This window comes from Pseudomonas sp. UBA5568 (genome assembly GCF_002425525.1).
Lineage (GTDB): Bacteria > Pseudomonadota > Gammaproteobacteria > Pseudomonadales > Pseudomonadaceae > Aquipseudomonas > Aquipseudomonas fulva.
The window spans coordinates 182-23,484 of sequence record NZ_DIMK01000018.1; the positions used below are offsets into that span (position 1 = coordinate 182).

Below are 23,303 nucleotides of genomic sequence, written 5' to 3' on the forward strand. Positions count from 1 at the left end.
AACCGCATGCGCGACTGGGTTGGGGTGGCCAGGTCCAGAAAACGTTCGAGCACGGCGCGCACCAGGGTCAGGCCTTGGCTGAACGGCACCGCACCCAGTACGTCACCCTCACCAAGGCTGCCGGCCAGGCCGAATGCGAGCCAGGGCCGCTGCTCAAGCTCAAGCACCGAAAGCCACAGGTCGTGCGGGTGATCGAGCATGGCCAGGCGTTCACCAGCATCGAGCTGAAGGGCGAACTTGGCCGACAACGCGTGAAAGCGTGGCGTGCCCTCGAGCAGGTCGAGGATCTGCCCTGCCAGCGGCCTGACGTCCAGCACCCCCGCTGGGTCAAGCCCGGCCAGGGGGCTGAGCATCAGGTTGCGAACATCGTCGCCGGCCGCTTCACGCGGGCCCAGCCCAGCGGCGAGCAGCGCCGCTACCAGGCCCGGGTGATCAGGCCCCACGCCACGGATCTGCAGGTTGCCCCGGTTGGTGGCCTCGATCACACCGCCTGCGAAGCGCTCGGCGGCGCTGGCGACGGCCTCGGCCTGCTGGGCCAGCAACACCCCGCCCGGCAGCTTGATCCGGCAGATGCCGCCATCCAGGGCGCTGACGATGCGCCACAACCCCGGGCAAGCCGAGGGGCGAGGCGAACTGTAGGAAGCGTGAGGTGGCATCGCTGAGGTGTCCGGCAATCCGTGAAACTGCGCTTGAGTGGAGAAGGCGCGGTATTATGCCTGCTTTGGCCGCCCGCATGAAAAGCCGGTGGTCGAGCATCTTTCGGGTAAAGGCACAATTGGGCGTGCTGCACACGCACGAACTCTAGAGGTATCAATGGCACCCTGGCTGACGGTAGTAGGCATCGGCGAAGACGGTTTCAGCGGTCTGGGCAAACAAGCTCGCCGAGCGCTGCTCAGTGGCGCGCGGATTTTCGGCAGCCCCCGCCAGCTGGCCCTGCTGCCGCGTTGCGTGACCGGCGAACGGCTGCACTGGCCGAGCCCTTTTTCGCTCGCGCCCGTGCTTGCGCTGCGTGGCGCGCCTGTGTGCGTGCTGGCCAGTGGCGACCCGATGTTCTATGGGGTGGGCGCCAGCCTGGCGCGCCAGGTGCCTGCCGACGAGATGCAGGTGCTGTCGATGCCCTCCTCGTGCGCCCTGGCGGCTGCGCGCCTGGGTTGGGCGCTGCAGGACGTGCAGGTGGTGTCGCTGGTGGCAAGGCCTCTGGCCGCACTCAACGCGCACCTGCATGGTGGGCTGCGTCTGCTGGTATTGAGCAACGATGGAGACAGCCCGGCGGCAATTGCAGCGTTGTTACGCGAACGGGGTTTCGGCCCCAGCCGCCTGTGGGTCTTCGAACACCTGGGTGGCGAGGCTCAGGGCCAGTTGCACGGGCATGCATCCACGTGGCAGCACGGGCAAACGGCCGCGCTCAACCTGGTGGCCATCGAGTGCGTGGCAGCGCCCGAAGCGCCGCGCCTGCACCGTCTGGCAGGCCTGCCCGATGACGCCTACCGGCATGACGGCCAACTGACCAAGCGCGATGTGCGCGCCATCACCCTGGGCCGGCTGGCCCCGGAGCCTGGGCAGCTGCTCTGGGACGTGGGCGCGGGCTGCGGCTCGATCGGCATCGAATGGATGCGTGCACACCCGGCATGCCGCGCAGTGGCCATCGAGGCCGACGAGGGCCGTCAGGGGTTGATCGAGTACAACCGCGATGCCTTGGGCGTGCCTGGTCTGCACCTGGTGCGCGGCAAAGCCCCCATGGCACTGGACGGGCTGGAACCCCCGCATGCGGTGTTCATTGGTGGCGGAGTCACCCGTCCAGGGGTTCTAGCCCACTGCTGGTCCAGCTTGCGCCCAGGCGGACGGCTGGTGGCCAACGCCGTGACGGTACAAAGCGAACTGGCCCTGGCCCACTTCAAGGAGCAGCACGGCGGCGAACTGACCCGCATCCATGTTGCCCATGCCCAGCCCCTGGGTGCCTTCGATACCTGGCGCCAAGCATTGCCCATCACCTTGCTCGACGTGGTCAAGCCGGCCGATGCGTGAAGAAACCCGCGAACAGGCCGCCCCGCTGCGCAGTGGCCTGACCACTGGCAGCTGCGCCACCGCGACCAGCCTGGCGGCAGCGCGTCTGCTGCTCACCGGTGCAGACAGCGACGCGGTGAGCATCACCCTGCCCAAGGGCAAGGTGGTGCAGATGCGCCTTGAGTTCTGCCGGCTGGTCGACGATTACGCCGAAGCAGGCACCCTCAAGGACGCCGGCGACGACCCGGACGTGACCCACGGTGCACTGCTGTTCAGCCAGGTACGCCTGCGTGTCCAGCCCGGTGTGCACTTCGTCGCGGGCGCAGGCGTGGGCACCGTGACCCGGCCGGGGCTGGTTCTGGCAGTGGGCGAACCGGCCATCAACCCGGTGCCACGGCGCATGATCACGGACCACCTGCAGGGCCTGGCCGTCGAATGCGGCTACACCGGCGGGTTCGAGGTCACCCTCAACGTGCGGGACGGTGAAGCCCTGGCGCTCAAGACCATGAACCCACGCCTGGGCATCCTCGGCGGCCTGTCGATCCTGGGCACCAGCGGAATCGTCCGCCCCTTCTCCTGCGCAGCCTACATTGCCTCCATCCATCAAGGTATCGATGTGGCACACACCAACGGCTACACCCACATCGCCGCGTGCACCGGCAACGCCAGTGAGGACACCATGCGTCGTGTCTACGGGCTGCCGGAAATCGCACTGATCGAGATGGGCGACTTCGTGGGCGCGGTACTCAAGCACCTGCGCAAGGTCCCGGTGCCCCGCCTGACCCTGTGCGGAGGCTTTGGCAAGATCAGCAAGCTCGCCGCCGGGCACATGGACCTGCACAGCCGTCATTCGAGCATCGACCTGCCACAGTTGGCGGGCTGGGCGGCGGCAGGCGGGGCCGATCTGGCGCTTCAGGCAGCCATCGTGGCCGCCAACACCAGCCAGCAAGCCCTGGCGCTGGCCCATAGCGCGGGTGTGCAGTTGGGTGATGCCGTGTGCCAGCATGCCCTCGCCTTCGCCCGCAGCGTCGTGCCGGCGCAGGTCAGCGTCGAGGTGGTCGCCATCGACCGCCAGGGCGGCATCGTCGGCCGGGCGGGTCAGCCATGAACGCGCGCATTCTGTTGCTCGGCGGCATTACCGAGGCGCTGGCCATCGCGCGCCTGCTGGGCCCAGACCACATCTACAGCCTGGCCGGCATCGGCCGGGTGCCCGACGACCTGCAGTGCCAGGTACGCGTGGGCGGCTTCGGAGGGACCGAGGGGCTGGCCCAGTACCTGCGTGAAAACGGCATCACACTGCTGGTCGATGCCACCCACCCCTATGCCGCTCGTATCAGCGCCAACGCGGCCAGCGCCGCGCAGCGTGTCGGGATTCCTTGCTGGGCCCTGCACCGTCCAGCCTGGCAGGCACAAGCGGGGGATGACTGGCGAGAAGTGGAAGACTGGCCGGCGCTGATGCAGGGCATTGGGTCTTATGCCCGACCGCTGTTCACCCTGGGTCGGGAACCCCTGCAACACCTGGACGCCATCCCGGATGGCCAGTTCTGGACCCTGCGCGCCTTGCAGGCCTGCCCTGGCAATGCGCGCTGCGAGGTGATCGGTGCACGCGGGCCTTTCGACCTGGACCAGGAACGTGCGCTGTTCATCGACCGGCGCATCGACGTTCTGATCAGCAAGAACAGCGGCAGCGTCGCCACCGAACCCAAGCTGGAGGTAGCCCGCGCGCTGGGTCTGCCGGTGTTCATTCTCAAGCGCCCGACATTGCCGATCACCGATCGGACGTTCCATGCCCTGCCGGAACTGGTAGCGGCCTTGTTTGCTTAGTGGCGAAAGCCCCTTGCATCGCGCCTAGTGGGGTTGGACTCCTACACACCCTTAGGCTTTTTCCGAGCGCCCGCAAGTGGCCATGTGTCGCAGTCCTGCCTTAAACTCGGGCGCCCCCCTCGGAAGACGTGCCTGATATGGAATTGCAATGGTGGATCTGGTTGGTGTTCGGCATCGCGCTGACGTTGCTCGAGCTGGTCTTGCCTACGTTCTTCATCCTCTGGTTCGGTATCGGCGCCGTGCTGGTGGCCTTGGTTTCCCTGGCGTTTCCAGGCCTGGAACTGGCCATGCAAGGGCTGCTCTGGGTCGTGCTGTCATCGCTGACTACCCTGCTGTGGTTCAAGGTGTTTCGCCGCAAGCAGCCCGATGAGCGCTGGACCGCCGCCAGCGTGATCGGCGAGGTCGGCTTGCTGACCACAGGTGTGTCCGAGTTCCAGAAAGGCCGGGTGCGCTTCCAGAAGCCCGTATTGGGCAACGAGGAGTGGACCTGCATTGCCGATACCACCATCCCGGCAGGCGAGCGGGTACGCCTGATCGCCGTCGAAGGAAATACCGCCCGCGTCATGCGGGCCTGAATCCGTAAAAAAGGAATTTGTCATCATGACCAGCCTCATCGTCGTCGGCGCCATCGCCCTGTTCGTACTGATCACCGTGTTCAAGGGGGTGCGCATTGTCCCCCAGGGCGAGGAATGGATCGTCGAGCGCCTGGGCCGCTACCACACCACCCTCAAGCCTGGCCTCAACGTCGTCATCCCCTACATGGACGTAGTCGCCTATCGCCTGCCGACCAAGGACATCATCCTCGACGTGCAGGAACAGGAAATCATCACCCGCGACAACGCCGTCATCGTCGCCAACGCCCTGTGCTTCGCCAAGGTCATCGACCCGCAGAAGGCGTCCTATGGCGTGCAGAACTATGCCTTTGCCGTCACCAGCCTGACCATGACATCCCTGCGCGCCATCGTCGGCGCCATGGACCTGGACGAAGCCCTCTCCAGCCGCGAACAGATCAAAGCGCGCCTGCGCGAGGCCATGTCCGAGCAGACCGAGGACTGGGGCGTAACCGTACGCTCGGTAGAAATCCAGGACATCAAGCCGTCCCAGAACATGCAACTGGCCATGGAGCGCCAGGCGGCCGCCGAGCGGGAGCGCAAGGCCGACGTCACCCGTGCCGAAGGCGCCAAGCAGGCGGCAGTACTCGAAGCCGAAGCGCGCCTGCAAGCCGCCCGGCTGGATGCCGAGGCGCAGATCAGCCTGGCCGAAGCTTCGGCGCGGGCCATCTCGCTGGTCACCGAAGCGGTCGGCAACGAAACCGTCCCGGCCATGTACCTGCTCGGTGAGCGCTACGTTGGCGCCATGGAAAACCTGGCGAGCAGCACTAACGCCAAGGTGGTGGTACTGCCGGCCGACCTGCAGGAAACCGTACGCGGCCTGATGGGCCGCCACAAGGCCTGAACCTGAACGGCTTCGCGGTGCCAGAGCATCGCGAAGCCAGCCGCCATGCACGCCACCTGCGTCACGTCACCGCACCCCGCCAAATTTGCTTATACTCGGCCGTACAATAGTCGCCACGATTCCTGACCGGATCTCTCCATGCCCCCACGTCGGCACATCGCCTGGATAGCCTGCCTAGCGGTGCTGTTCAACCTGCTGGCCATGCCGTTGTCCTCTGCTGCGCCCAAAGGCCCGGCAGAGCAACTGCTGTGGGGGGCGTTCTGTTCCAGCATGGCCAACAAAGCCAAGGTCGATGTGCAGGCCCTGGCCAAGATCGACCTGGGTCCGCAAAGCGATGACAGCGCCAGCACGATGCACTGCTGGTGCTGCCTGGGTGCTGCGCCGCCGCTCGCATCAGGCGGCCAAGCGTTACAACTGCATGCCCCGCCTGTGCGTCTTGCCGGCCCACTGTCGTTGGATGCGCCACCCACGCCTACGCCGCGCCAGCTCCGGCCCGCGCTCAATCCCCGTGCCTCCCCGCTTGCCTGAGTGTTTCTCGCTGTCTGCCTGAACCTCATTTCATCGGGACATCCATCATGCTCAAGCACGCCCTTGCCGTGGCCGCCCTCCTGCTGCCCGCCGTCTTCGCCCATGCTCACGAATACACCGTGGGCGACCTGCATATCGCTCATCCCTGGTCTTTGCAGCTGCCGCCCAATGCCCCCAACGTCGCCGCGTATTTCGTGGTGCACAACAATGGCAACACCGATGACCGCCTGCTGAGCGCCGAATCCCCTATCAGCGATGACACCCAGTTGCATGCGCACGCCATGAGCGCGGCCGGTGCCATGCGCATGCAGCAAGTGCCAAACGTAGTAGTGCCTGCAGGCAAGGATCTGGTGTTCGCGCCCAGCGCTTACCATGTGATGCTCATGCAGCCCAAGGATCGCAGCCTGCTGACCGATGGCCAGCGTTTCCCGCTGACCCTTCGCTTCGAGAAAGCTGGCCCCGTCACCGTGCAAGTGGCGGTGCAGAAAGCACCGCCGACCGGCCAGCCGCAGGCCCATCAGCACTGATTGGCGCTGACAGGGCGTGATGCGCTCGCTGCCACACCGCCAGCCCCGTACCACCCGCCCTGATCGCAGGCGCGCCGGTGGCGGATGGCTGAGCCTGTTCGCCATGTGGATGATTTTCATCGGGCCGCTGGTTTCCCAGTCGATGCCCATGGATCACCACGGCGGCGGCATGGCCATGCCGATGGACATGCCGATGCCGGCTGCTCATCAGCATGGCGACGCTCATCACGGCCCGAGCCAGGACGGCCAGCTTCATGTGATGTGGGAGAAGTGCGGCTATTGCAGCCTGTTGTTCAACTGCCCTGCATTGCCCCAGGCGCTCAGCCCGCTCAACCTGGCAGCCGCCCTGCCTCAAGTCCACCTTCAGCCTGCCACGCGCCACGGGCATGCCAGGCAGGCCGTCTTCCCCGGCGCCCGCAGCCGCGCGCCGCCTGCATCGATCAGTGTTTGACCCGTTTGCGCGCGAAGCCTGATCGCTTCGCGTCTTCTCACGACTGATCGACTGGAATCCTTATGTCCGGCTGCACCCCTCTTTTGTCCCTGCGCGGGACCATCGCCGCCCTGTGTGGCTCGTTGTTGACGCCTGTCGCACTGGCGGCAGACCCTGGGCACCTTGCCCATTCATCCGATGCACCTGAACTCGGCCCTACGGTGATCACCGCCATCGCCCCCAGTTCGCCACTGACCGTGGTCACCAACCCCAAGGACCCTCGCCAGCCCGTGCCGGCCAGTGACGGTGCCGATTACCTGAAAACCATCCCCGGTTTTTCGGCCATTCGTGCCGGAGGCACCAACGGCGACCCAGTACTGCGCGGCATGTTCGGCTCGCGGCTGAACATCCTCACCAATGGCGGGCTGATGCTGGGCGCCTGCCCTAACCGCATGGATGCCCCAACCTCGTACATCGCCCCGGAAACCTACGACCGACTGACCGTGATCAAGGGCCCACAGAGCGTGATCTGGGGGCCGGGCGGCTCGGCAGGCACCGTCCTGTTCGAGCGTGATCCCGAGGCATTCGGTACCCTTGGCAGCCGCGTCAATGCCAGCCTGCTCACCGGCTCCAATGGCCGCTTCGACAAGGTGCTGGACGCTGCTGCCGGCAACAGCCAGGCCTATGCCCGTTTCGTCGGCAATCAGTCGCGCGCTGATGACTACCACGACGGGGCTGGCGATTCGGTACCGTCGCGCTGGGAAAAGTGGAACGGCGATGTCGCCTTGGGCTGGACGCCCGATGCCGATACATTGCTCGAACTCACCGCAGGCAAGGGCGATGGGGAGGCGCGCTATGCCGGTCGGGGCATGGACGGCTCGCAGTTCAAGCGTGAAAGCCTGGGCCTGCGCTTTGAAAAGTCCAACCTGGGCGAGGTCCTCGACAAGCTCGAAGCCCAGGCTTATTACAACTATGCCGACCATGTAATGGACAACTACAGCCTGCGCACACCCTCTGGCAGCGGCATGATGGGCATGCCAATGGTCAGCAACGTCGACCGCCGCACGATGGGCGCACGCATCAAGGCGACCTGGCGCTGGGCCGATGTGCAGTTGATCAGCGGTATCGACGCGCAGACCAACGCGCATCGCCAGCGCGGCGGCATGGGTGTAGACGCGCACAAAGGCCAGGCCTGGACCAAGGATGCCGATTTCCATAATTACGGCGTGTTCGGCGAGCTGACCTGGTCGCTCAGCGGCGACGACCGGGTCATCACCGGTGCCCGCCTGGACCGCGCGTCTGCGCGGGATCTGCGTCAGGCCAGTCCGACCCGCAACGACACCCGCGCCGATACGCTGCCCAGCGGCTTCGTGCGCTATGAACACGACATGGCAGCCCTGCCGGCAACGGCTTACATCGGCCTTGGGCACGCCCAGCGCTTCCCGGACTACTGGGAGCTGTTTTCGCCGAAGACGGCGCCCACCGGGTCGGTCAATGCCTTCGACGGCATCAAGCCCGAGAAAACGACCCAGCTCGACTTTGGTGTCCAGTACCGTAGCGAACGGCTGGAAGCCTGGGCTTCGGGCTATGTCGGTCAGATCCGCGACTACATTTTGTTCGACTACCGCACCGGCATGATGGGCATGGGGGCTTCAAAGGCGCAGAACATCGACGCCCGCATCATGGGTGGCGAGGTGGGTGCGGCCTACTCGCTGAGCGATACCTGGAAGGCCGATGCCACGCTGGCCTACGCCTGGGGCAAGAACAGCAGCGACGGCAAGGCGCTGCCCCAGATGCCGCCCCTGGAAAGCCGCCTGGGCCTGACGTACAGCCGCGATGCATGGAGTGCAGGTGCGCTCTGGCGGCTGGTCGCGGCGCAGAACCGCATCGCCTTCAACCAGGGCAATGTGGTCGGCAAGGACTATGACGCCAGTGCAGGGTTTGGGGTGTTCTCGCTCAACGGCGCGTACAAGGTCAGTAAAAATCTGAAACTCAGCGCCGGGGTCGACAATCTGTTCGACAAGACCTACGCCGAACACCTGAACCTGGCAGGCAACGCCGGTTTCGGCTACCCGGCCAGCGACCCTCAACCGGTCAACGAGCCCGGCCGGACCGTCTGGACCAAAGTCGATTTCAGCTTCTGACATCCACCGCGGGCGCGGCAGTGACCGCGCCCTGTGCGTTTACCTGGAGGTTCCCATGAGAGGAACACGCGTTTCATTCTACAACCTGGCCTGGCGTTGGCATTTCTATGCAGGGCTGTTCGTGGCCCCCTTCATGATCCTGCTGGCACTTACCGGGCTCGTGTACCTGTTCAAGCCGCAGCTCGATCCGTGGCTGTACCGCGACCTGATGGTGGTCGAGGCCGGCCATCATCGCCAAGGGGCCGATGTGATGCTGGCCGAGGTGCGCACGGCGTACCCCGAAGGCCATGTGGGCCAGTACCTGCCGCCGCTGAACGCGCAGCGCAGTGCGCAGTTCGTGGTGCACGACGGCGGGCGCGAGCTGAATGTGTTCGTCGACCCGTACAGCGGCAAGATCCTCGGCGAGCAGGACGGCAAGCGCAACCTGCAAGCCATCGCCCGCGCCCTGCACGGCGAATTGATGGTGGGCACCCTGGGTGATCGCCTGGTGGAACTGGCCGCAGGCTGGGGCATCGTGCTGGTGGTTTCGGGCCTGTACCTGTGGTGGCCACGCGGGCGCCTGGGCGCAGGCGTACTGTGGCCGCGCCTGGCCGCCCGAGGCCGGCTGTTCTGGCGCGACCTGCATGCGGTCAGTGGGTTCTGGGGCTCGGCGCTGCTGCTGTTGATGCTGCTCAGCGGCATGACCTGGACCGGGTTCTGGGGCAAGCAATATGCCGACCTGTGGAACCGCTTTCCGGTAGCGATGTGGAACGATGTGCCGAAGTCGGACCAGCAGGCACGCGAGCTCAACCATGCTCACCGCCAGACCGTACCCTGGGCCGTGGAGAACACGCCGATGCCCCAGTCCGGCGCCCATGCCGAGCACGCCGGGCATCACACCCTGTCCAGCCAACCGGCCGCACCGAACGTGGGCGTTCAACAAGTCGAGGACATCGCCACGGCGCGGCAGGTGGAGCCGGGCTACAGCATTACCTTGCCTACCACGGCCGACGGCGTATTCACCGTTGCGGTGTTCGCCGACGATCCACGCAACGATGCCACCCTGCATGTGGACCAGTACACCGGCAAGGTGCTGGCCGATGTGCGCTGGCAGGACTACAGCCCTGTGGCCCGCGCCACGGAACTGGGGGTCATGCTGCACGAGGGCAAGATGTTCGGCCCGCTGAACCAGATCGTCATTGCGCTGGTGTGCCTGATGATTCTGCTGGGGTCGGTCAGTGGCTTGGTGATGTGGTGGAAGCGCAGGCCCGAAGGCGGCCTGGGCGTCCCTCCGTTGCGCCACGACCTGCCGCGCTGGAAGACGGCCGTGGTAGTGATGCTGGCATTGGGGCTCGTCTTCCCCTTGGTGGGGGTGTCGATGGTGCTGATGTGGGTACTCGACAACCTGATGGTACGGCGCGCCAGGTTGGCGGCGCAGGCATAGGGCACGGTAGGCGGCTGTCGTGGAACCTCAGGCGAGCCGAAAGGCCCGCCGAGCGTTTCACGGCCCTGCCGGTCGGTGCAGCTTTATTGTCCAAAGCGCCGACGCTTGACCCTGATCATTTCTAAAGCGCCCTGCACTCACGATATCGTGTCGATCTGTCACGCCCGCACCTTTGCAGTGCGTGATAGCCTAGCCGGCTACGTCAGCCAACGCGACTGACCTCTACAAGGGAATGCAGCCTATGACGCAAACTGCGCCGACTCCATCCGACGATCAACACCTGCAACGCAACCTCACCAACCGACACATCCAGCTCATCGCCATTGGCGGTGCCATCGGCACCGGCCTGTTCATGGGCTCGGGCAAGACCATCAGTCTGGCTGGGCCGTCGATCATCTTCGTCTACATGATCATCGGTTTCATGCTGTTCTTCGTCATGCGTGCAATGGGCGAACTGCTGCTGTCGAACTTGAACTACAAGTCGTTCATCGACTTCTCCGCCGACCTGCTCGGTCCCTGGGCGGGCTACTTCACCGGCTGGACCTACTGGTTCTGCTGGGTAGTCACTGGCATTGCCGACGTGGTGGCCATTGCGGCCTATACCCAGTTCTGGTTCCCCGACCTGCCTCAGTGGATACCGGCGCTCACCTGCGTGGCCGTGCTGCTGTCGCTGAACCTGGTCACGGTCAAGCTGTTCGGCGAAATGGAGTTCTGGTTTGCCCTGATCAAGATCATCGCCATTCTGGGCCTGGTCGCCACCGGCCTGTACATGGTCATCACCGGCTTCACCTCCCCCAGCGGGCGCACGGCTCAACTGGCCAACCTGTGGAATGACGGCGGCATGTTCCCCCATGGCGTGATGGGCTTCTTCGCCGGGTTCCAGATCGCGGTGTTCGCCTTCGTGGGCATCGAGCTGGTCGGCACCACGGCGGCCGAAGCCAAGAACCCGGAGCGCACGCTGCCCAGGGCGATCAACTCGATCCCGATCCGCATCATCGTGTTCTATGTACTGGCACTGATCGCGATCATGGCCGTGACCCCATGGCGCGACGTGGTTCCGGGCAAGAGCCCGTTCGTGGAACTGTTCGTGCTGGCAGGCCTGCCAGCGGCGGCGAGCATCATCAATTTCGTGGTGCTGACCTCGGCGGCCTCGTCTGCCAACAGCGGGGTGTTCTCCACCAGCCGCATGCTGTTCGGCCTGGCCCAGGAAGGCGATGCGCCCAAAGCGTTCGAGAAACTGTCCCGTCGCGCCGTGCCGGCCAACGGCTTGTACTTCTCCTGCCTGTGCCTGTTGCTCGGCGCGGTGCTGATCTACCTGGTCCCGAACGTGATCGAAGCCTTCACCCTGGTCACCACGGTGTCGGCGGTGCTGTTCATGTTCGTCTGGACGTTGATCCTGCTGTCGTACCTGAGCTACCGCAAGCACCGCGCAGCGCTGCACGAGCAGTCGATTTACAAGATGCCTGGCGGGCGCTTGATGTGCTACGTGTGCCTGGCGTTCTTCGCCGGCATCCTGGTGCTGCTGAGCCTGGAAGCCGACACCCGCTCGGCGCTGCTGGTGACGCCGATCTGGTTTGTGATCCTGGCGGTGACCTACCAGTTCGTGCGTAGCCGGCGCCAGCCGCGTACTGCCGTACGTGGGTCGTCGAGCAACTGATGAGGAAACTGTGCAGCCCATTCTCAGGCAGAACTGGCGAATGGGCGCACAACAGCCAGGCCGCTTCAGCCTTGCTCCAACCCCTTGAGCACTGCCTCGGCCAGGGCCAAGCCTTTCTCTAGCGAGTTTTCCGTCGCGGTCAGTAAACTACGAAGCGGCTCTCCCACCCTTTCCAGTGCTGCGGCATTGGTTTCATAAGCCGCTTTCAGCGCGGCAACGGCGCACACAAGTGCATCCTCGCTATCGATTCCAGCCTGAACCGACAGTATTGGATCATGAGCCTGATTGCAGGTGCCGAAATCGGCACTGGCGGTCACGGAACGCGATGTGTGGGGTGGATCAGGAACGATCTTCTTGAGCATGGTGCATCTCCTTGCAGCTCTCTCTTTATGACGCTCCGAGCCCATACGCCAATATGGGTGGACGGAGCCGTGCGGGTTGGCGTGCCGGCAGAGAGAACCGGTGAGCCCGAAGGCTCCCACACACGGCTCCGCCCATGACGGGTGCAGCCATGCAGAGCAAAGTCGCAAGGAGCGTCAATGCTCGATCTCTCTGTAAAACGGGACGCCAATCCCGGTCGCAGAATCTACTGCGGTGCCGAACGGTACTCAAGTACCGCTTATGTGTCAAAACTGTTCACCGCCCTGGACCCAATCCTGTGCAGGCCACTCGCGCAAGCACCAATCTGGCCCCTATCCAAGCCCTGCATAGAAGCACAACCCTTCTAGACCGCAGCCTTGCGCACCACGGCACAGCCTTTGCAATCGCCCTTCTGCCCACACCACAACAACTCAGCGGAGAGAGCACATGAAGCGACGCAGTCTGATCAAGGCCTTCACCCTCAGCGCCTCGATGGCGGCGATGGGCCTTAGCTGGAGCCTCCAGGCCGCCGAGACCATCAAGGTCGGCATCCTGCATTCGCTGTCCGGGACCATGGCCATCTCCGAGACGTCGCTCAAGGACATGGCCTTGATGACCATCGATGAGATCAACGCCAAAGGTGGGGTGAACGGCAAGATGCTGGAGCCGGTGGTGGTGGACCCGGCGTCCAACTGGCCGCTGTTCGCCGAAAAAAGCCGCCAGTTGCTGACCCAGGACAAGGTCGCGGTGGTGTTCGGTTGCTGGACGTCGGTGTCGCGCAAATCGGTATTGCCGGTATTCGAGGAGCTCAATGGCCTGCTGTTCTACCCGGTGCAATACGAGGGCGAAGAGATGTCGCCGAACGTGTTCTACACCGGCGCTGCGCCCAACCAGCAAGCGATTCCGGCGGTGGAATACCTGATGAGCGAGGATGGCGGCGGCGCCAAGCGCTTCTTCCTGCTGGGCACCGACTACGTCTACCCGCGCACCACCAACAAGATTCTGCGTGCGTTCCTGCACAGCAAGGGCGTGGCCGACAAGGACATCGAGGAGGTCTACACGCCGTTCGGCCACGCCGATTACCAGACCATCGTCGCCAACATCAAGAAGTTCTCCGCTGGCGGCAAGACCGCGGTCATCTCTACCGTCAACGGCGACTCCAACGTGCCTTTCTACAAAGAGCTGGCCAACCAGGGCCTGAAAGCGACCGATGTGCCGGTCGTGGCGTTCTCGGTGGGCGAAGAAGAGCTGCGGGGCATCGACACCAAGCCGTTGGTGGGTCATTTGGCCGCCTGGAACTACTTCGAGTCGGTGGATAACCCGGTCAACCAGAAGTTCGTCGCTGATTGGAAGGCGTATGCCAAGGCCAAAGGCCTGCCTGGCGCCGACAAGGCGGTAACTAACGATCCGATGGAAGCCACCTATGTGGGCATTCACATGTGGGCGCAGGCGGCGGAAAAAGCCAAATCCACCGATGTGGACAAGGTGCGCGAAGCGCTGGCCGGGCAGACCTTCAAGGCCCCTTCGGGCTACACCCTGACCATGGACAAGACCAATCACCACCTGCACAAGCCCGTGATGATCGGCGAGATCCAGGACGATGGGCAGTTCAGCGTGGTGTGGGAGACCGAGCAACCGCTGCGGGCACAACCCTGGAGCCCCTTCATCCCAGGCAACGACAAGCGCCCTGATTACGCCGTGAAAGGTAACTGAGGCCCAAGGCTGCTTTGCAGCCCGCCCGTAGGCGGCCCGGCGTTCGGGTACGCCTGCGCGTAAGCGCTGATTTACAGGAGAGCCTCATGCTCAGATTCCTGCTTACCCTGCTACTGCTGTTGCCCATGGCAGCCCAAGCCAGCGAGGGCGAGTTTTTCCTCGCCGCCAAGCCCGCCGAGCAGGCGCGCCTGCTCGATACCTGGGCCGCCCAACCCGAGCCGGGCCGGCTGGCGCTGTTGGAAAACCTGCAGGCCGGCCGCATTGCCAAGGACGACAACCGCAAGGTGCGCCTGAACAACCGCCTGCGCGGGCTGATCGACAATGCCCTGGCCAGCCACCGGTTACTCAGTGACGACAGCGCCACCCGGCTGGCTGCCGCCAGGCAGTTGCAAAAGAGTGCACAACCGGCCCAGGTCGCCTTGCTCGACCGGCACTACGCCAGCGAGCCGGATGCGGCCGTGCGGGCAGCCTTGGGCCTGGCGTTGGCCAACCTGCAGCTCGGTGCCAGCGACCCGTCGGTGCGCCTGGCGGCCGTGCGCCTGTTGGGAGAAACCGGTGACCCAACGGCCCGCACCCGCCTGGAGGCGCTGTTGCAACCAGAGATGGAAACGGACCCCACGGTGCGTACCGCCGCCGAAACCAGCCTGGCCCAGGTCAAGCGCAAGCTGCTGGTCGGTGAAGTGCTCGGCCAGGCCTTCAGTGGCCTGTCGCTGGGGTCGATCCTGCTGTTGGCGGCGCTGGGGCTGGCGATCACGTTCGGCCTTTTGGGGGTGATCAACATGGCGCACGGCGAGATGCTGATGCTCGGCGCCTACAGCACCTACATGGTGCAGGTCGTGGTGCAGCGCTACGCCCCGGGCGCCCTGGAGTTTTACCCACTGATCGCCCTGCCCGTGGCGTTCGCCGTCAGTGCCGGTGTCGGCATGGCGCTGGAGCGCACGGTGATCCGCCACCTGTACGGCCGGCCCCTGGAAACCCTGCTGGCCACTTGGGGCATCAGCCTGATCCTGATCCAGGCTGTGCGGTTGCTGTTCGGCGCACAGAACGTCGAGGTCAGCAACCCGGCCTGGTTGTCGGGTGGCATCCAGGTCCTGCCCAACCTGATCCTGCCCTACAACCGCCTGGTGATCATCGCCTTCGCCCTGGCCGTGGTGCTGCTGACCTGGCTGCTGCTCAACCGCACGCGTCTGGGCCTGAACGTGCGCGCCGTCACCCAGAACCGCAACATGGCGGCCTGCTGCGGCGTGTCCACCGGGCGTGTGGACATGCTCGCTTTCGGCCTGGGCTCGGGCATCGCAGGCCTGGGCGGCGTGGCCTTGAGCCAGGTCGGCAACGTGGGGCCGGACCTGGGGCAAAGCTACATCATCGATTCATTCCTGGTGGTGGTGCTTGGGGGTGTCGGCCAACTGGCCGGAAGCCTCTGGGCGGCGTTCGGGCTGGGCATCGCCAACAAACTGCTGGAGCCGCAGATCGGTGCGGTGCTCGGCAAGATCCTCATCCTTGCGCTGGTCATTCTGTTCATCCAGAAGCGCCCGCAAGGCCTGTTTGCCCTCAAGGGACGGGTGATCGACTGATGAACCAGCCACTGCTTGTCACCGCCGCGCACAAAGCCGGCCCTCGCCTGTCGCTGGCGCTGGGTATCGCCGCCCTGACCCTGCTGCTCGCCTTGCCGCTGTTGTCACTGCTGCCCGCCGATCATGCCCTGCATGTGTCGGCCTATGTGCTCACACTGGTGGGCAAGATCCTCTGTTACGCCATCGTGGCCCTGGCCCTTGACCTGGTCTGGGGCTATGCGGGGCTGTTGTCGCTTGGCCATGGCCTGTTCTTTGCCCTGGGCGGCTATGCCATGGGGATGTACTTGATGCGCCAGGCCGCCGGGGACGGGCTGCCGGGTTTCATGACGTTCCTGTCCTGGAGCGAGCTGCCCTGGTACTGGGCAGGGACCCAGCACTTTGCCTGGGCCTTGTGCCTGGCGGTGCTGGCGCCTGGCATGCTGGCCCTGGTGTTCGGCTGGTTTGCCTTCCGCTCGCGGATCAAGGGTGTGTACTTCTCGATCATGACCCAGGCCCTGACCTTTGCCGGGATGTTGCTGTTCTTTCGCAATGAGACCGGTTTTGGCGGCAACAACGGTTTCACCAGCTTTCGCACCCTGCTGGGCTTCGACATCGCCGCACCCGGGACCCGCGCGGTGCTGTTCCTGCTCACCGTCGCACTGCTGGTCGCAAGCCTGTACCTGTGCTGGCGGCTGACGCGCAGCAAGTTCGGGCGCTTGTTGACAGCCGTTCGCGATGCCGAGAACCGATTGATGTTCTGTGGCTACGACCCGCGTGGTTTCAAGCTGCTGGTATGGGTGCTCAGTGCCATGCTGTGTGGCCTGGCAGGCGCGTTGTACGTGCCACAGGTCGGCATCATCAACCCTAGCGAGATGTCGCCCACCAACTCCATCGAGGCCGCTGTCTGGGTGGCGCTGGGCGGGCGCGGCACCCTGATCGGTCCCCTGCTGGGCGCAGGGCTGATCAACGGCATGAAGAGCTGGTTCACCGTGGCTTTCCCGGAATTCTGGCTGTTTTTCCTCGGCGCGCTGTTCATCCTCGTGACCCTGTACTTGCCCAAGGGCCTGGTCGGCCTGTGGAACAAAAGGAGCCAGCCATGAGAGGCCTGCCCCCGGTACACCCGGAGTTCATGCTCGAACCTGCCTTCGACCCGCAGGGTATCGGCCGCGACGCCATAGGCCTGGGCCATGCCCGGGTACCTGGCCTGGACGCGCGGCACGGCACCGTGCTGAGCCTTGAAGAGGTAAGCGTCAGTTTCGATGGGTTCAAGGCGCTCAATGCGCTGACGCTGTATATCGGCGTGGGCGAGCTGCGCTGCATCATCGGCCCGAACGGCGCCGGCAAGACCACGATGATGGACGTGATCACCGGCAAGACACGGCCCAGCGCAGGCAGTGCCTACTTTGGCGACACGCTCGACCTGACGCGCATGAGCGAGTACCAGATTGCCCAGGCGGGTATCGGCCGCAAGTTCCAGAAACCCACGGTGTTCGAGGCGTTGAGCCTGTACGAAAACCTCGAGCTGGCGCTCAAGACCGACAAGTCGGTGTGGGCGAGCCTGAGGTCGCGCTTGAGCGGCGAGCAACGCGACAGGATCGACGAAGTCCTGACCACCGTGCGCCTGGACGGGCTGGCCTCGCGCCAGGCCGGGCTGCTGTCCCACGGCCAGAAGCAATTTCTGGAAATTGCCATGCTGCTGGTTCAGGAACCCCAATTGCTGTTGCTCGATGAACCCGTGGCCGGCATGACCGACGCCGAAACCGCCTTCACTGCCGAGCTGTTCAAGGGGCTTGCAGGCAAGCACTCGCTGATGGTGGTCGAGCATGACATGGGGTTCGTGGGCAGCATCGCCGACCATGTGACGGTGCTGCACCAGGGTTCGGTGCTGGCTGAGGGGTCGCTTGAGCAGGTGCAGGCCGATGATCGTGTGGTCGAGGTGTACCTCGGTCGTTGAGCAAGCGCACGTTTAATCATGCGTACACCGGTGAGCTACCGGGGTCGCACAACCGGTTACTTCAGGAGCCTCGCATGCTCAAGATCGATACGCTGCACCAGTACTACGGCGGCAGCCACATCCTGCGCGGCCTGTCCTTCGAAGCCAGGCTGGGCGAGGTCACCTGCCTGCTGGGTCGCAACGGCGTGGGCAAGACCACGTTGCTGCGTTGCCTGATGGGCCTGGTGCCTGTGCGTGAAGGCAGCGTGGAATGGGAAGGCAAGCCCATTACCGCACTCAAGCCGCACCAACGGGTGCAGGCCGGCATCGCGTACGTACCGCAGGGCCGCGAAATTTTCCCGCGCCTGAGCGTCGAGGAAAACCTGCTGATGGGCTTGTCACGCTTTCCGGGGCGCGAGGCACGTGAAGTGCCTGCCTTCATCTACGAGTTGTTCCCTGTGCTCGAACAAATGAAGCAACGCCGTGGCGGGGATTTGTCCGGGGGGCAGCAACAGCAGCTGGCTATTGGCCGGGCACTGGCCAGTCGTCCGCGCCTGCTGATTCTCGATGAGCCCACCGAAGGCATCCAGCCTTCGGTGATCAAGGAAATAGGCACGGTGATCCAGCGGCTGGCGCAGCGCGGCGACATGGCCATCCTGCTGGTCGAGCAGTTTTACGATTTTGCCGAAGCATTGGCGGATCACTACCTGGTCATGGCCCGCGGCCAGATCGTACAGCGTGGCCGGGGCGAAAACATGCAGGCCGAAGGTGTACGCGGGCTGGTAACCATTTAACCTGCACGCTTCGACCTAGCGAGACGCTGCCATGAGTCACGAAATCCGCGACGCCCTGCCTGCCGACCTACCGGCCATCCTCGACATCTACAACGATGCCGTGCGCAACACCACGGCTATCTGGAACGAGACGCCGGTGGACCTGGCTAACCGCCAGGCCTGGTTCGACGCCCGTGCGCAACAGGGTTACCCGATACTGGTGGCCGTGGACGGCGCCGACGTGCTGGGCTACGCCTCGTTCGGGGACTGGCGCCCGTTCGAGGGCTTCCGCCACACGGTCGAGCATTCGGTGTACGTGCGCAGCGATCAGCGCGGCAAAGGGCTTGGGCCGGCGCTGATGCGTGCATTGATCGAGCGCGCACAAGGTGGCGGCAAGCACGTCATGGTCGCGGCCATCGAAAGCGGCAACGCAGCGTCTGTGCACCTGCACGAGCAGCTGGGGTTCGTGGTCACCGGGCAGATGCCGCAGGTGGGGGTGAAGTTCGGGCGCTGGCTGGACCTGACCTTCATGCAGCGGGTGCTGAACCCAGGGGCCGAGCCAGACCTGCCATGACACTGGGCAAGGCCGCCCTCACGCAGCCTTGCCCGGTGACACAAGGCTGCTCAGGCCAGCGCTCCAGCCCTGCCCGCGCCTGATTCCCCTCACATCTGCGTGAACCTGCCCAGGCGCTGGCGCAGCATGCTGTTCTCGTTGCGCAGCTGCTGCACCTCCTGGAGCAATTCCAGGGCCAGCGCCACGCCTTCCCATTCCAGCTCCAACTCCTGGTGCAGCTTGGCCGCGCGCCTTGCCAGCAGCGGTGCCTGATCGTCGAACAGCCAGTCTTCAGGCCTGCGCCCGGTTGGCTCCACAATGCCGTGCTCGACGATCTCGATCACACAGTCCGCCGTAAGGTCGGCTTCCTGACACAAGGTATGCATGTCCAGTTGAACGATCAGGGTGCTGCTCATGATCACTTACTCCATTGTGCCCTCGGGTCGAACGCGGCCTTCTCGGAAAGCTTGGCCCACAGTTCCCGGGTAGATTCGTCAGAGGTGGTCGGCATGACGACCTTGAGCTGTGCATAGAGGTTGCCGCGCTGGCCATGCTTGTCGGCCAGGCCCTTGCCTGGCACCCGCAGGCGCTGCCCGCTCTGGCTGTCGGGGCGGATGGTCAGGTTGATCCTGCCTTCGAGCGTGGGCACCGCCACCTTGGTGCCCAAGGCCGCTTCCCAAGGCGCCAGCGGCACGGTGATGATCAGGTCATGCCCCTCGACGTCGAACAGCGGGTGCGGGGCCATGCGGATGGTCAGGAACAAATCGCCATTGGCACCGCCACCGACACCCGGGGCACCCTGGCCCTTGAGGCGAATGCGCTCGCCATCGGTCACGCCGGCCGGGATCTTGACGTTCAGGGTCTTGGTGGTGAACCCCGTACGCTGGCCCATGGCATTGGTTTGCGGAACCTGGAAGCTGATCTGCTTGGACTCCTTGCTCAGGGTTTCTTCCAGAAATACCGCCAGTTCAAGCTCCACGTCCTGCCCTCGCCTGCCGGCACTGCGCTGTTGTTGACGGGCGCCCCCGAACGGGTTGCCTCCACGACCGCCGAACATCGAGCTGAAAAAGTCCGAAAAATCGCCACTCTCGAAACCGCCTCCGGCCCCGCCTCGGCTTTCCCAGCCTGGCGGCGCCTGGAATTGCCGACCATGCTGGCCGCCGTACTTGCGAATTTCATCGAATTCGGCGCGTTTCTGCGCATCGCCCAGCACTTCGTAGGCCTCGTTGGCTTCCTTGAATTTGTCTTCGGCGTCGCGCTCTTTGCTGACATCAGGGTGATACTTGCGGGCCAGCTTGCGGTACGCGGCCTTGATCGCCTTGTCGTCCGCTGTGGGCTCTACGCCAAGTATCTTGTAGTAGTCTTTGAAGTCCATCTAGGGATCACCAGTGAGAATGTGCGTGTTGCTGGAGAAGATAGGGATCAAGCATAGCCTTTCAAGGCCCGCTTGGGGTTGCTCCATGGCAGACGACCGGTCTTGATTCTGTCGCCAGCTGGCATACACTGCGCGGCCGTTTTGCCTCCGGAAGCCTTTTCCCCATGTCCGACGTATCCCCGGCCCGCGCCCTTGGCATCGACTTTGGCACCTCCAACTCGACGGTTGGCTGGCACCGACCGGGCACGGAATCGCTGATTGCCCTGGAAGACGGCAAGATCACGTTGCCCTCGGTGGTGTTCTTCAACATCGAGGAGCGCCGCCCTGTCTACGGTCGGCTGGCCCTGCACGAATACCTCGAAGGCTACGAGGGGCGCCTGATGCGCTCGCTCAAGAGCCTGCTCGGGTCCAAGTTGATCAAGCACGACACCAGCGTGCTGGGCAGCGCACTGCCGTTCAAGGACCTGCTGGGCATGTTCATCGGTGAGCTGAAAAACCGCGCGCAGGCCGAGGCCGGCCGTGAGTTCGATCAGGTGGTACTCGGCCGCCCGGTATTCTTCGTCGACGAGGACCCGGCAGCCGACCAGGAAGCCGAGGACACGCTGGCCGAGGTAGCACGCAAGATCGGCTTCAAGGACGTGTCGTTCCAGTACGAGCCCATCGCTGCGGCGTTCGACTACGAGTCGGGCATCAGCCGGGAGGAACTGGTGCTGATCGTCGATATCGGCGGCGGTACTTCCGACTTCACCCTCATCAGGCTGTCGCCTGAGCGGCACGCGGTAGCCGAGCGCCAGAGCGACATCCTTGCGACCGGTGGCGTACACATCGGCGGCACGGACTTCGACAAGCAGCTGAGCCTGCAAGGGGTGATGCCGCTGTTCGGTTATGGCAGCCGCATGAAAAGCGGTGCCTTGATGCCAACCAGCTATCACCTGAACCTGGCCACTTGGCACACGATCAACGCCTTGTACTCACAGAAGTCGCAGCTGGCCTTGGGCAACATGCGCTACGACATCGAGGACACCCTCGGCGTGGATCGGCTGTTCAAGCTCATCGAGGAGCGCGCCGGGCATTGGCTGGCCATGGAAGTGGAAGCCAGCAAGATCGAGCTGACCGAACAGCCCAGTCGTCATGTCGACCTCGGCCGCATCGAACCCGGCCTTGGCGTGGACCTGTCTCGCAGCTTGTTCGAGATGGCCATCGAAAGCCTGCTGGAACGGGTGCGGGCCAGTGTCACGGACTTGCTGGCCAAGGCCGGGGTCAGCCAGGGCCAGGTCGACACGGTATTTTTCACGGGCGGCTCCAGCGGCATTCCAGCCCTGCGCAACAGCGTGGCGGCGATGTTGCCCAATGCCCGTCATGTGGAAGGCAACATCTTTGGCAGCATCGGCAGTGGGCTGGCCATTGAGGCACGCAAGCGCTACGGCGCGTGACGAAATGACCGGGGTACGGGGCGCTTGGGTCGCCCCTCGTTGGCGGTGGCGCTGGTCAACACCGCCTGACCAAGCCTGACGCCGGCCCTGCTATGCCCTGAGCAGGCCCGCCGTGGCCGCATTCAAACCAGCTCCATCCTGCGCAGCTCGCTCTTGAGATAGGCGTAATAGACCGGCCCTGCCACCACCCCCGGCAGGCCGAACGCCGCTTCGAACACCAGCATCGCCAACAGCAGCTCCCAAGCCTTGGCCCTGATCTGCCCCCCGACGATCTTGGCGTTGAGGAAGTACTCCACCTTGTGGATGACGATCAGGTAGACCAACGCCGCCGCAGCCACCCACACCGACAACGACAACCCCACGATGGTGATCAGGGTGTTGGACATGAGGTTGCCAATGACCGGTAGCAGACCCAACAGGAACGTCAGCACGATCAAGGTCTTGGTCAGCGGCAGATGCACCCCGAACAGCGGCAGCACCACGGCCAGGAAGATACCGGTGAATGCGGTATTGAGCAGGGAAATCTTGATCTGGGCGAAAACGATGTTGCGAAACGCCTGGACCAGCAGGCTCATGCGCTCGAACAGGGCGGCAGCCAGTGGCTTGCGCCGAGAGATGTCGGGTATGCGCTGCAGGGCGACGATAGCCCCCAGGATCATGCCGATCAGCAGGGTCACGAACATGTGCGCCATGCCCTTGCCCACCAGTTGCAAATCACTGAGGTGGCTCTTGATCCAGTCGCCGATCGCCACTTTGAACTCTGCCGCGCTGGCCGGCAGGTAGCCCTCGATGAACGGCGGCAACTGGCCGCGTGCCCGCTCCACCAGCGCCATGAACTTGTCCAGCGAAGCGCCTGGATTTTCCGCTTCATGCAACAGGAAGCTGAATGCCCCGGCGATCAACAGCGCAAGGCTGATCACCACCAGCGTCCCCAGCAGCGCCACTGCCAGCCAGCGCGCACGCTGCCCAGCAATCAACGGCTGCAGGCGCGGCGTGAGCATGTTGACCAGTTCGAACACCAGCAGGCCTGCCAGCAGGCTGGGCAGCAGCTTCAACGGCAATGCCATCAGCAAGCCTGCGAATACGATGATCAAACTTGCCAGGGTGACTTGGCGGGGGGTGAAGGTCATACAGCCTCAGCGGCAGCCAGCGAAGAAGATCCGCAGTCTGCCAGCGTTAGGCCTGCAGGCATAGGCACCGATCATTTCTTCTTCAGGCAGTCACTCATGAACGCCTTGCGCTCATCACCCTTGAGCACCTTGGCAGTGGCGTCGGCATTGCACGTCTTCATTTTTTCCTGCTGGGTGGGCGGCACCTGTTTCTTCAGGCACGTACTCATGAAGGCCTTGCGGGCGTCGCCCTTGAGCGATTGCGCCGTGGCATCTGCATTGCACGTTTTCATCTTTTCCTGCTGGGTGGTAGTTGCCGCAAAGCCCTGGGCGCTGAACACCAGCGCAACCATCAGCAACGGAATGTGCAGCCGTTTCATGTCGTGTTCTCCTGAGCCCGCGCCCAACGCACGGTGACACCAGCAGTGTAGACAAGCCTGGCGCGAGGCCCGGTTTGCCATCAAGGCACGACAACCATTTGCACGCAGGCAATTGGCTAGCTCGATCGA

At 64.2% G+C, this 23,303-nt stretch carries 23 protein-coding genes and 1 pseudogene; 18 read left to right on the forward strand and 6 right to left on the reverse strand.

All coding sequences use genetic code 11. The features are described 5' to 3' along the window. Window positions 1–656: pseudogene (locus B2S33_RS05220) on the reverse strand (precorrin-3B synthase); the annotation flags it as partial. 157 nt (window positions 657–813) lie between these two features. Between B2S33_RS05220 and B2S33_RS05225 the strand changes: the two are divergent. The 11 genes from B2S33_RS05225 to cycA all read left to right on the forward strand — a co-directional run bounded on the left by B2S33_RS05225 (window position 814) and on the right by cycA (window position 11,992). Next, window positions 814–2,025, forward strand: a complete 1,212-nt coding sequence (locus B2S33_RS05225; protein ID WP_027915282.1) for a bifunctional cobalt-precorrin-7 (C(5))-methyltransferase/cobalt-precorrin-6B (C(15))-methyltransferase — start codon at window positions 814–816, stop codon at window positions 2,023–2,025. Next, window positions 2,018–3,112, forward strand: a complete 1,095-nt coding sequence (locus B2S33_RS05230; RefSeq protein WP_110607096.1) for a cobalt-precorrin-5B (C(1))-methyltransferase — start codon at window positions 2,018–2,020, stop codon at window positions 3,110–3,112. Before B2S33_RS05225 ends, B2S33_RS05230 begins: the two co-directional genes overlap by 8 nt. Then, window positions 3,109–3,828: a cobalt-precorrin-6A reductase gene (locus tag B2S33_RS05235; RefSeq protein WP_288650015.1), complete on the forward strand. Its 720-nt coding sequence runs from the start codon at window positions 3,109–3,111 to the stop codon at window positions 3,826–3,828. Before B2S33_RS05230 ends, B2S33_RS05235 begins: the two co-directional genes overlap by 4 nt. Window positions 3,829–3,965: 137 nt before the next feature. Then, window positions 3,966–4,403: an NfeD family protein gene (locus tag B2S33_RS05240; protein WP_027915285.1), complete on the forward strand. Its 438-nt coding sequence runs from the start codon at window positions 3,966–3,968 to the stop codon at window positions 4,401–4,403. A gap of 25 nt (window positions 4,404–4,428) precedes the next feature. Further along, the gene (locus B2S33_RS05245; protein ID WP_027915286.1) at window positions 4,429–5,283 is read left to right on the forward strand and encodes an SPFH domain-containing protein; all 855 of its coding nucleotides are present in this window, start codon (window positions 4,429–4,431) and stop codon (window positions 5,281–5,283) included. 138 nt (window positions 5,284–5,421) lie between these two features. Then, entirely contained in the window at window positions 5,422–5,811 is a 390-nt protein-coding gene (locus B2S33_RS05250; RefSeq protein ID WP_027915287.1) for a DUF2946 domain-containing protein, read from the forward strand. Window positions 5,812–5,858: 47 nt separating this feature from the next. Then, window positions 5,859–6,338, forward strand: coding sequence for a copper chaperone PCu(A)C (locus B2S33_RS05255; RefSeq protein WP_027915288.1), 480 nt, complete (start codon window positions 5,859–5,861; stop codon window positions 6,336–6,338). Between the two features lie 19 nt (window positions 6,339–6,357). Further along, window positions 6,358–6,789 (forward strand): DUF2946 domain-containing protein, encoded by a 432-nt coding sequence (locus B2S33_RS05260; RefSeq protein ID WP_033736851.1) that lies wholly within the window; start codon window positions 6,358–6,360, stop codon window positions 6,787–6,789. A 62-nt stretch (window positions 6,790–6,851) separates the two neighbouring features. Next, window positions 6,852–8,912 (forward strand): TonB-dependent copper receptor, encoded by a 2,061-nt coding sequence (locus B2S33_RS05265; RefSeq protein WP_125922148.1) that lies wholly within the window; start codon window positions 6,852–6,854, stop codon window positions 8,910–8,912. Between the two features lie 55 nt (window positions 8,913–8,967). Further along, window positions 8,968–10,335 carry a PepSY-associated TM helix domain-containing protein gene (locus B2S33_RS05270; protein ID WP_027915291.1) on the forward strand — a complete coding sequence of 456 codons (1,368 nt, stop codon included), beginning with the start codon at window positions 8,968–8,970 and terminating at the stop codon, window positions 10,333–10,335. 241 nt (window positions 10,336–10,576) lie between these two features. Then, window positions 10,577–11,992, forward strand: coding sequence for a D-serine/D-alanine/glycine transporter (cycA, locus tag B2S33_RS05275; protein WP_027915292.1), 1,416 nt, complete (start codon window positions 10,577–10,579; stop codon window positions 11,990–11,992). A 65-nt stretch (window positions 11,993–12,057) separates the two neighbouring features. Here the strand turns inward: cycA and B2S33_RS05280 are convergent, their stop codons facing one another. Then, the gene (locus B2S33_RS05280) at window positions 12,058–12,354 is read right to left on the reverse strand and encodes a hypothetical protein (protein ID WP_028687174.1); all 297 of its coding nucleotides are present in this window, start codon (window positions 12,352–12,354) and stop codon (window positions 12,058–12,060) included. Between the two features lie 445 nt (window positions 12,355–12,799). Here B2S33_RS05280 and urtA point away from each other — a divergent pair, with 445 nt between their 5' ends. From urtA to B2S33_RS05310, 6 genes are all read left to right on the forward strand, one after another. Then, window positions 12,800–14,065, forward strand: a complete 1,266-nt coding sequence (gene urtA / locus B2S33_RS05285; protein WP_028687175.1) for an urea ABC transporter substrate-binding protein — start codon at window positions 12,800–12,802, stop codon at window positions 14,063–14,065. Window positions 14,066–14,151: 86 nt separating this feature from the next. Next, the gene (urtB, locus tag B2S33_RS05290) at window positions 14,152–15,639 is read left to right on the forward strand and encodes an urea ABC transporter permease subunit UrtB (RefSeq protein ID WP_414707695.1); all 1,488 of its coding nucleotides are present in this window, start codon (window positions 14,152–14,154) and stop codon (window positions 15,637–15,639) included. Beyond that, window positions 15,639–16,718 (forward strand): urea ABC transporter permease subunit UrtC, encoded by a 1,080-nt coding sequence (urtC, locus tag B2S33_RS05295; RefSeq protein WP_027915296.1) that lies wholly within the window; start codon window positions 15,639–15,641, stop codon window positions 16,716–16,718. The genes urtB and urtC overlap by 1 nt, the downstream gene beginning before the upstream one ends. After that, window positions 16,715–17,572, forward strand: coding sequence for an urea ABC transporter ATP-binding protein UrtD (gene urtD / locus B2S33_RS05300; RefSeq protein WP_288650028.1), 858 nt, complete (start codon window positions 16,715–16,717; stop codon window positions 17,570–17,572). Before urtC ends, urtD begins: the two co-directional genes overlap by 4 nt. Window positions 17,573–17,646: 74 nt before the next feature. Beyond that, complete coding sequence (gene urtE / locus B2S33_RS05305) at window positions 17,647–18,345, forward strand: urea ABC transporter ATP-binding subunit UrtE (RefSeq protein WP_028687178.1); 699 nt, start codon at window positions 17,647–17,649, stop codon at window positions 18,343–18,345. Window positions 18,346–18,376: 31 nt separating this feature from the next. After that, complete coding sequence (locus B2S33_RS05310; RefSeq protein WP_028687179.1) at window positions 18,377–18,898, forward strand: GNAT family N-acetyltransferase; 522 nt, start codon at window positions 18,377–18,379, stop codon at window positions 18,896–18,898. Between the two features lie 89 nt (window positions 18,899–18,987). Here B2S33_RS05310 and B2S33_RS05315 read toward each other — a convergent pair whose 3' ends face one another. Continuing rightward, the gene (locus B2S33_RS05315) at window positions 18,988–19,293 is read right to left on the reverse strand and encodes a chaperone modulator CbpM (protein ID WP_023534557.1); all 306 of its coding nucleotides are present in this window, start codon (window positions 19,291–19,293) and stop codon (window positions 18,988–18,990) included. A gap of 2 nt (window positions 19,294–19,295) precedes the next feature. Next, window positions 19,296–20,252 carry a curved DNA-binding protein gene (cbpA, locus tag B2S33_RS05320; RefSeq protein ID WP_288650030.1) on the reverse strand — a complete coding sequence of 319 codons (957 nt, stop codon included), beginning with the start codon at window positions 20,250–20,252 and terminating at the stop codon, window positions 19,296–19,298. Window positions 20,253–20,416: 164 nt separating this feature from the next. On the opposite strand from cbpA, the gene B2S33_RS05325 reads away from it, so the two are divergent. Continuing rightward, window positions 20,417–21,685, forward strand: a complete 1,269-nt coding sequence (locus tag B2S33_RS05325; protein WP_028687180.1) for an Hsp70 family protein — start codon at window positions 20,417–20,419, stop codon at window positions 21,683–21,685. Between the two features lie 122 nt (window positions 21,686–21,807). Here the strand turns inward: B2S33_RS05325 and B2S33_RS05330 are convergent, their stop codons facing one another. Beyond that, window positions 21,808–22,815, reverse strand: coding sequence for an AI-2E family transporter (locus B2S33_RS05330; protein WP_028687181.1), 1,008 nt, complete (start codon window positions 22,813–22,815; stop codon window positions 21,808–21,810). 71 nt (window positions 22,816–22,886) lie between these two features. Beyond that, window positions 22,887–23,174, reverse strand: coding sequence for a PsiF family protein (locus tag B2S33_RS05335; protein ID WP_028687182.1), 288 nt, complete (start codon window positions 23,172–23,174; stop codon window positions 22,887–22,889). Window positions 23,175–23,303 lie beyond the last annotated feature (129 nt).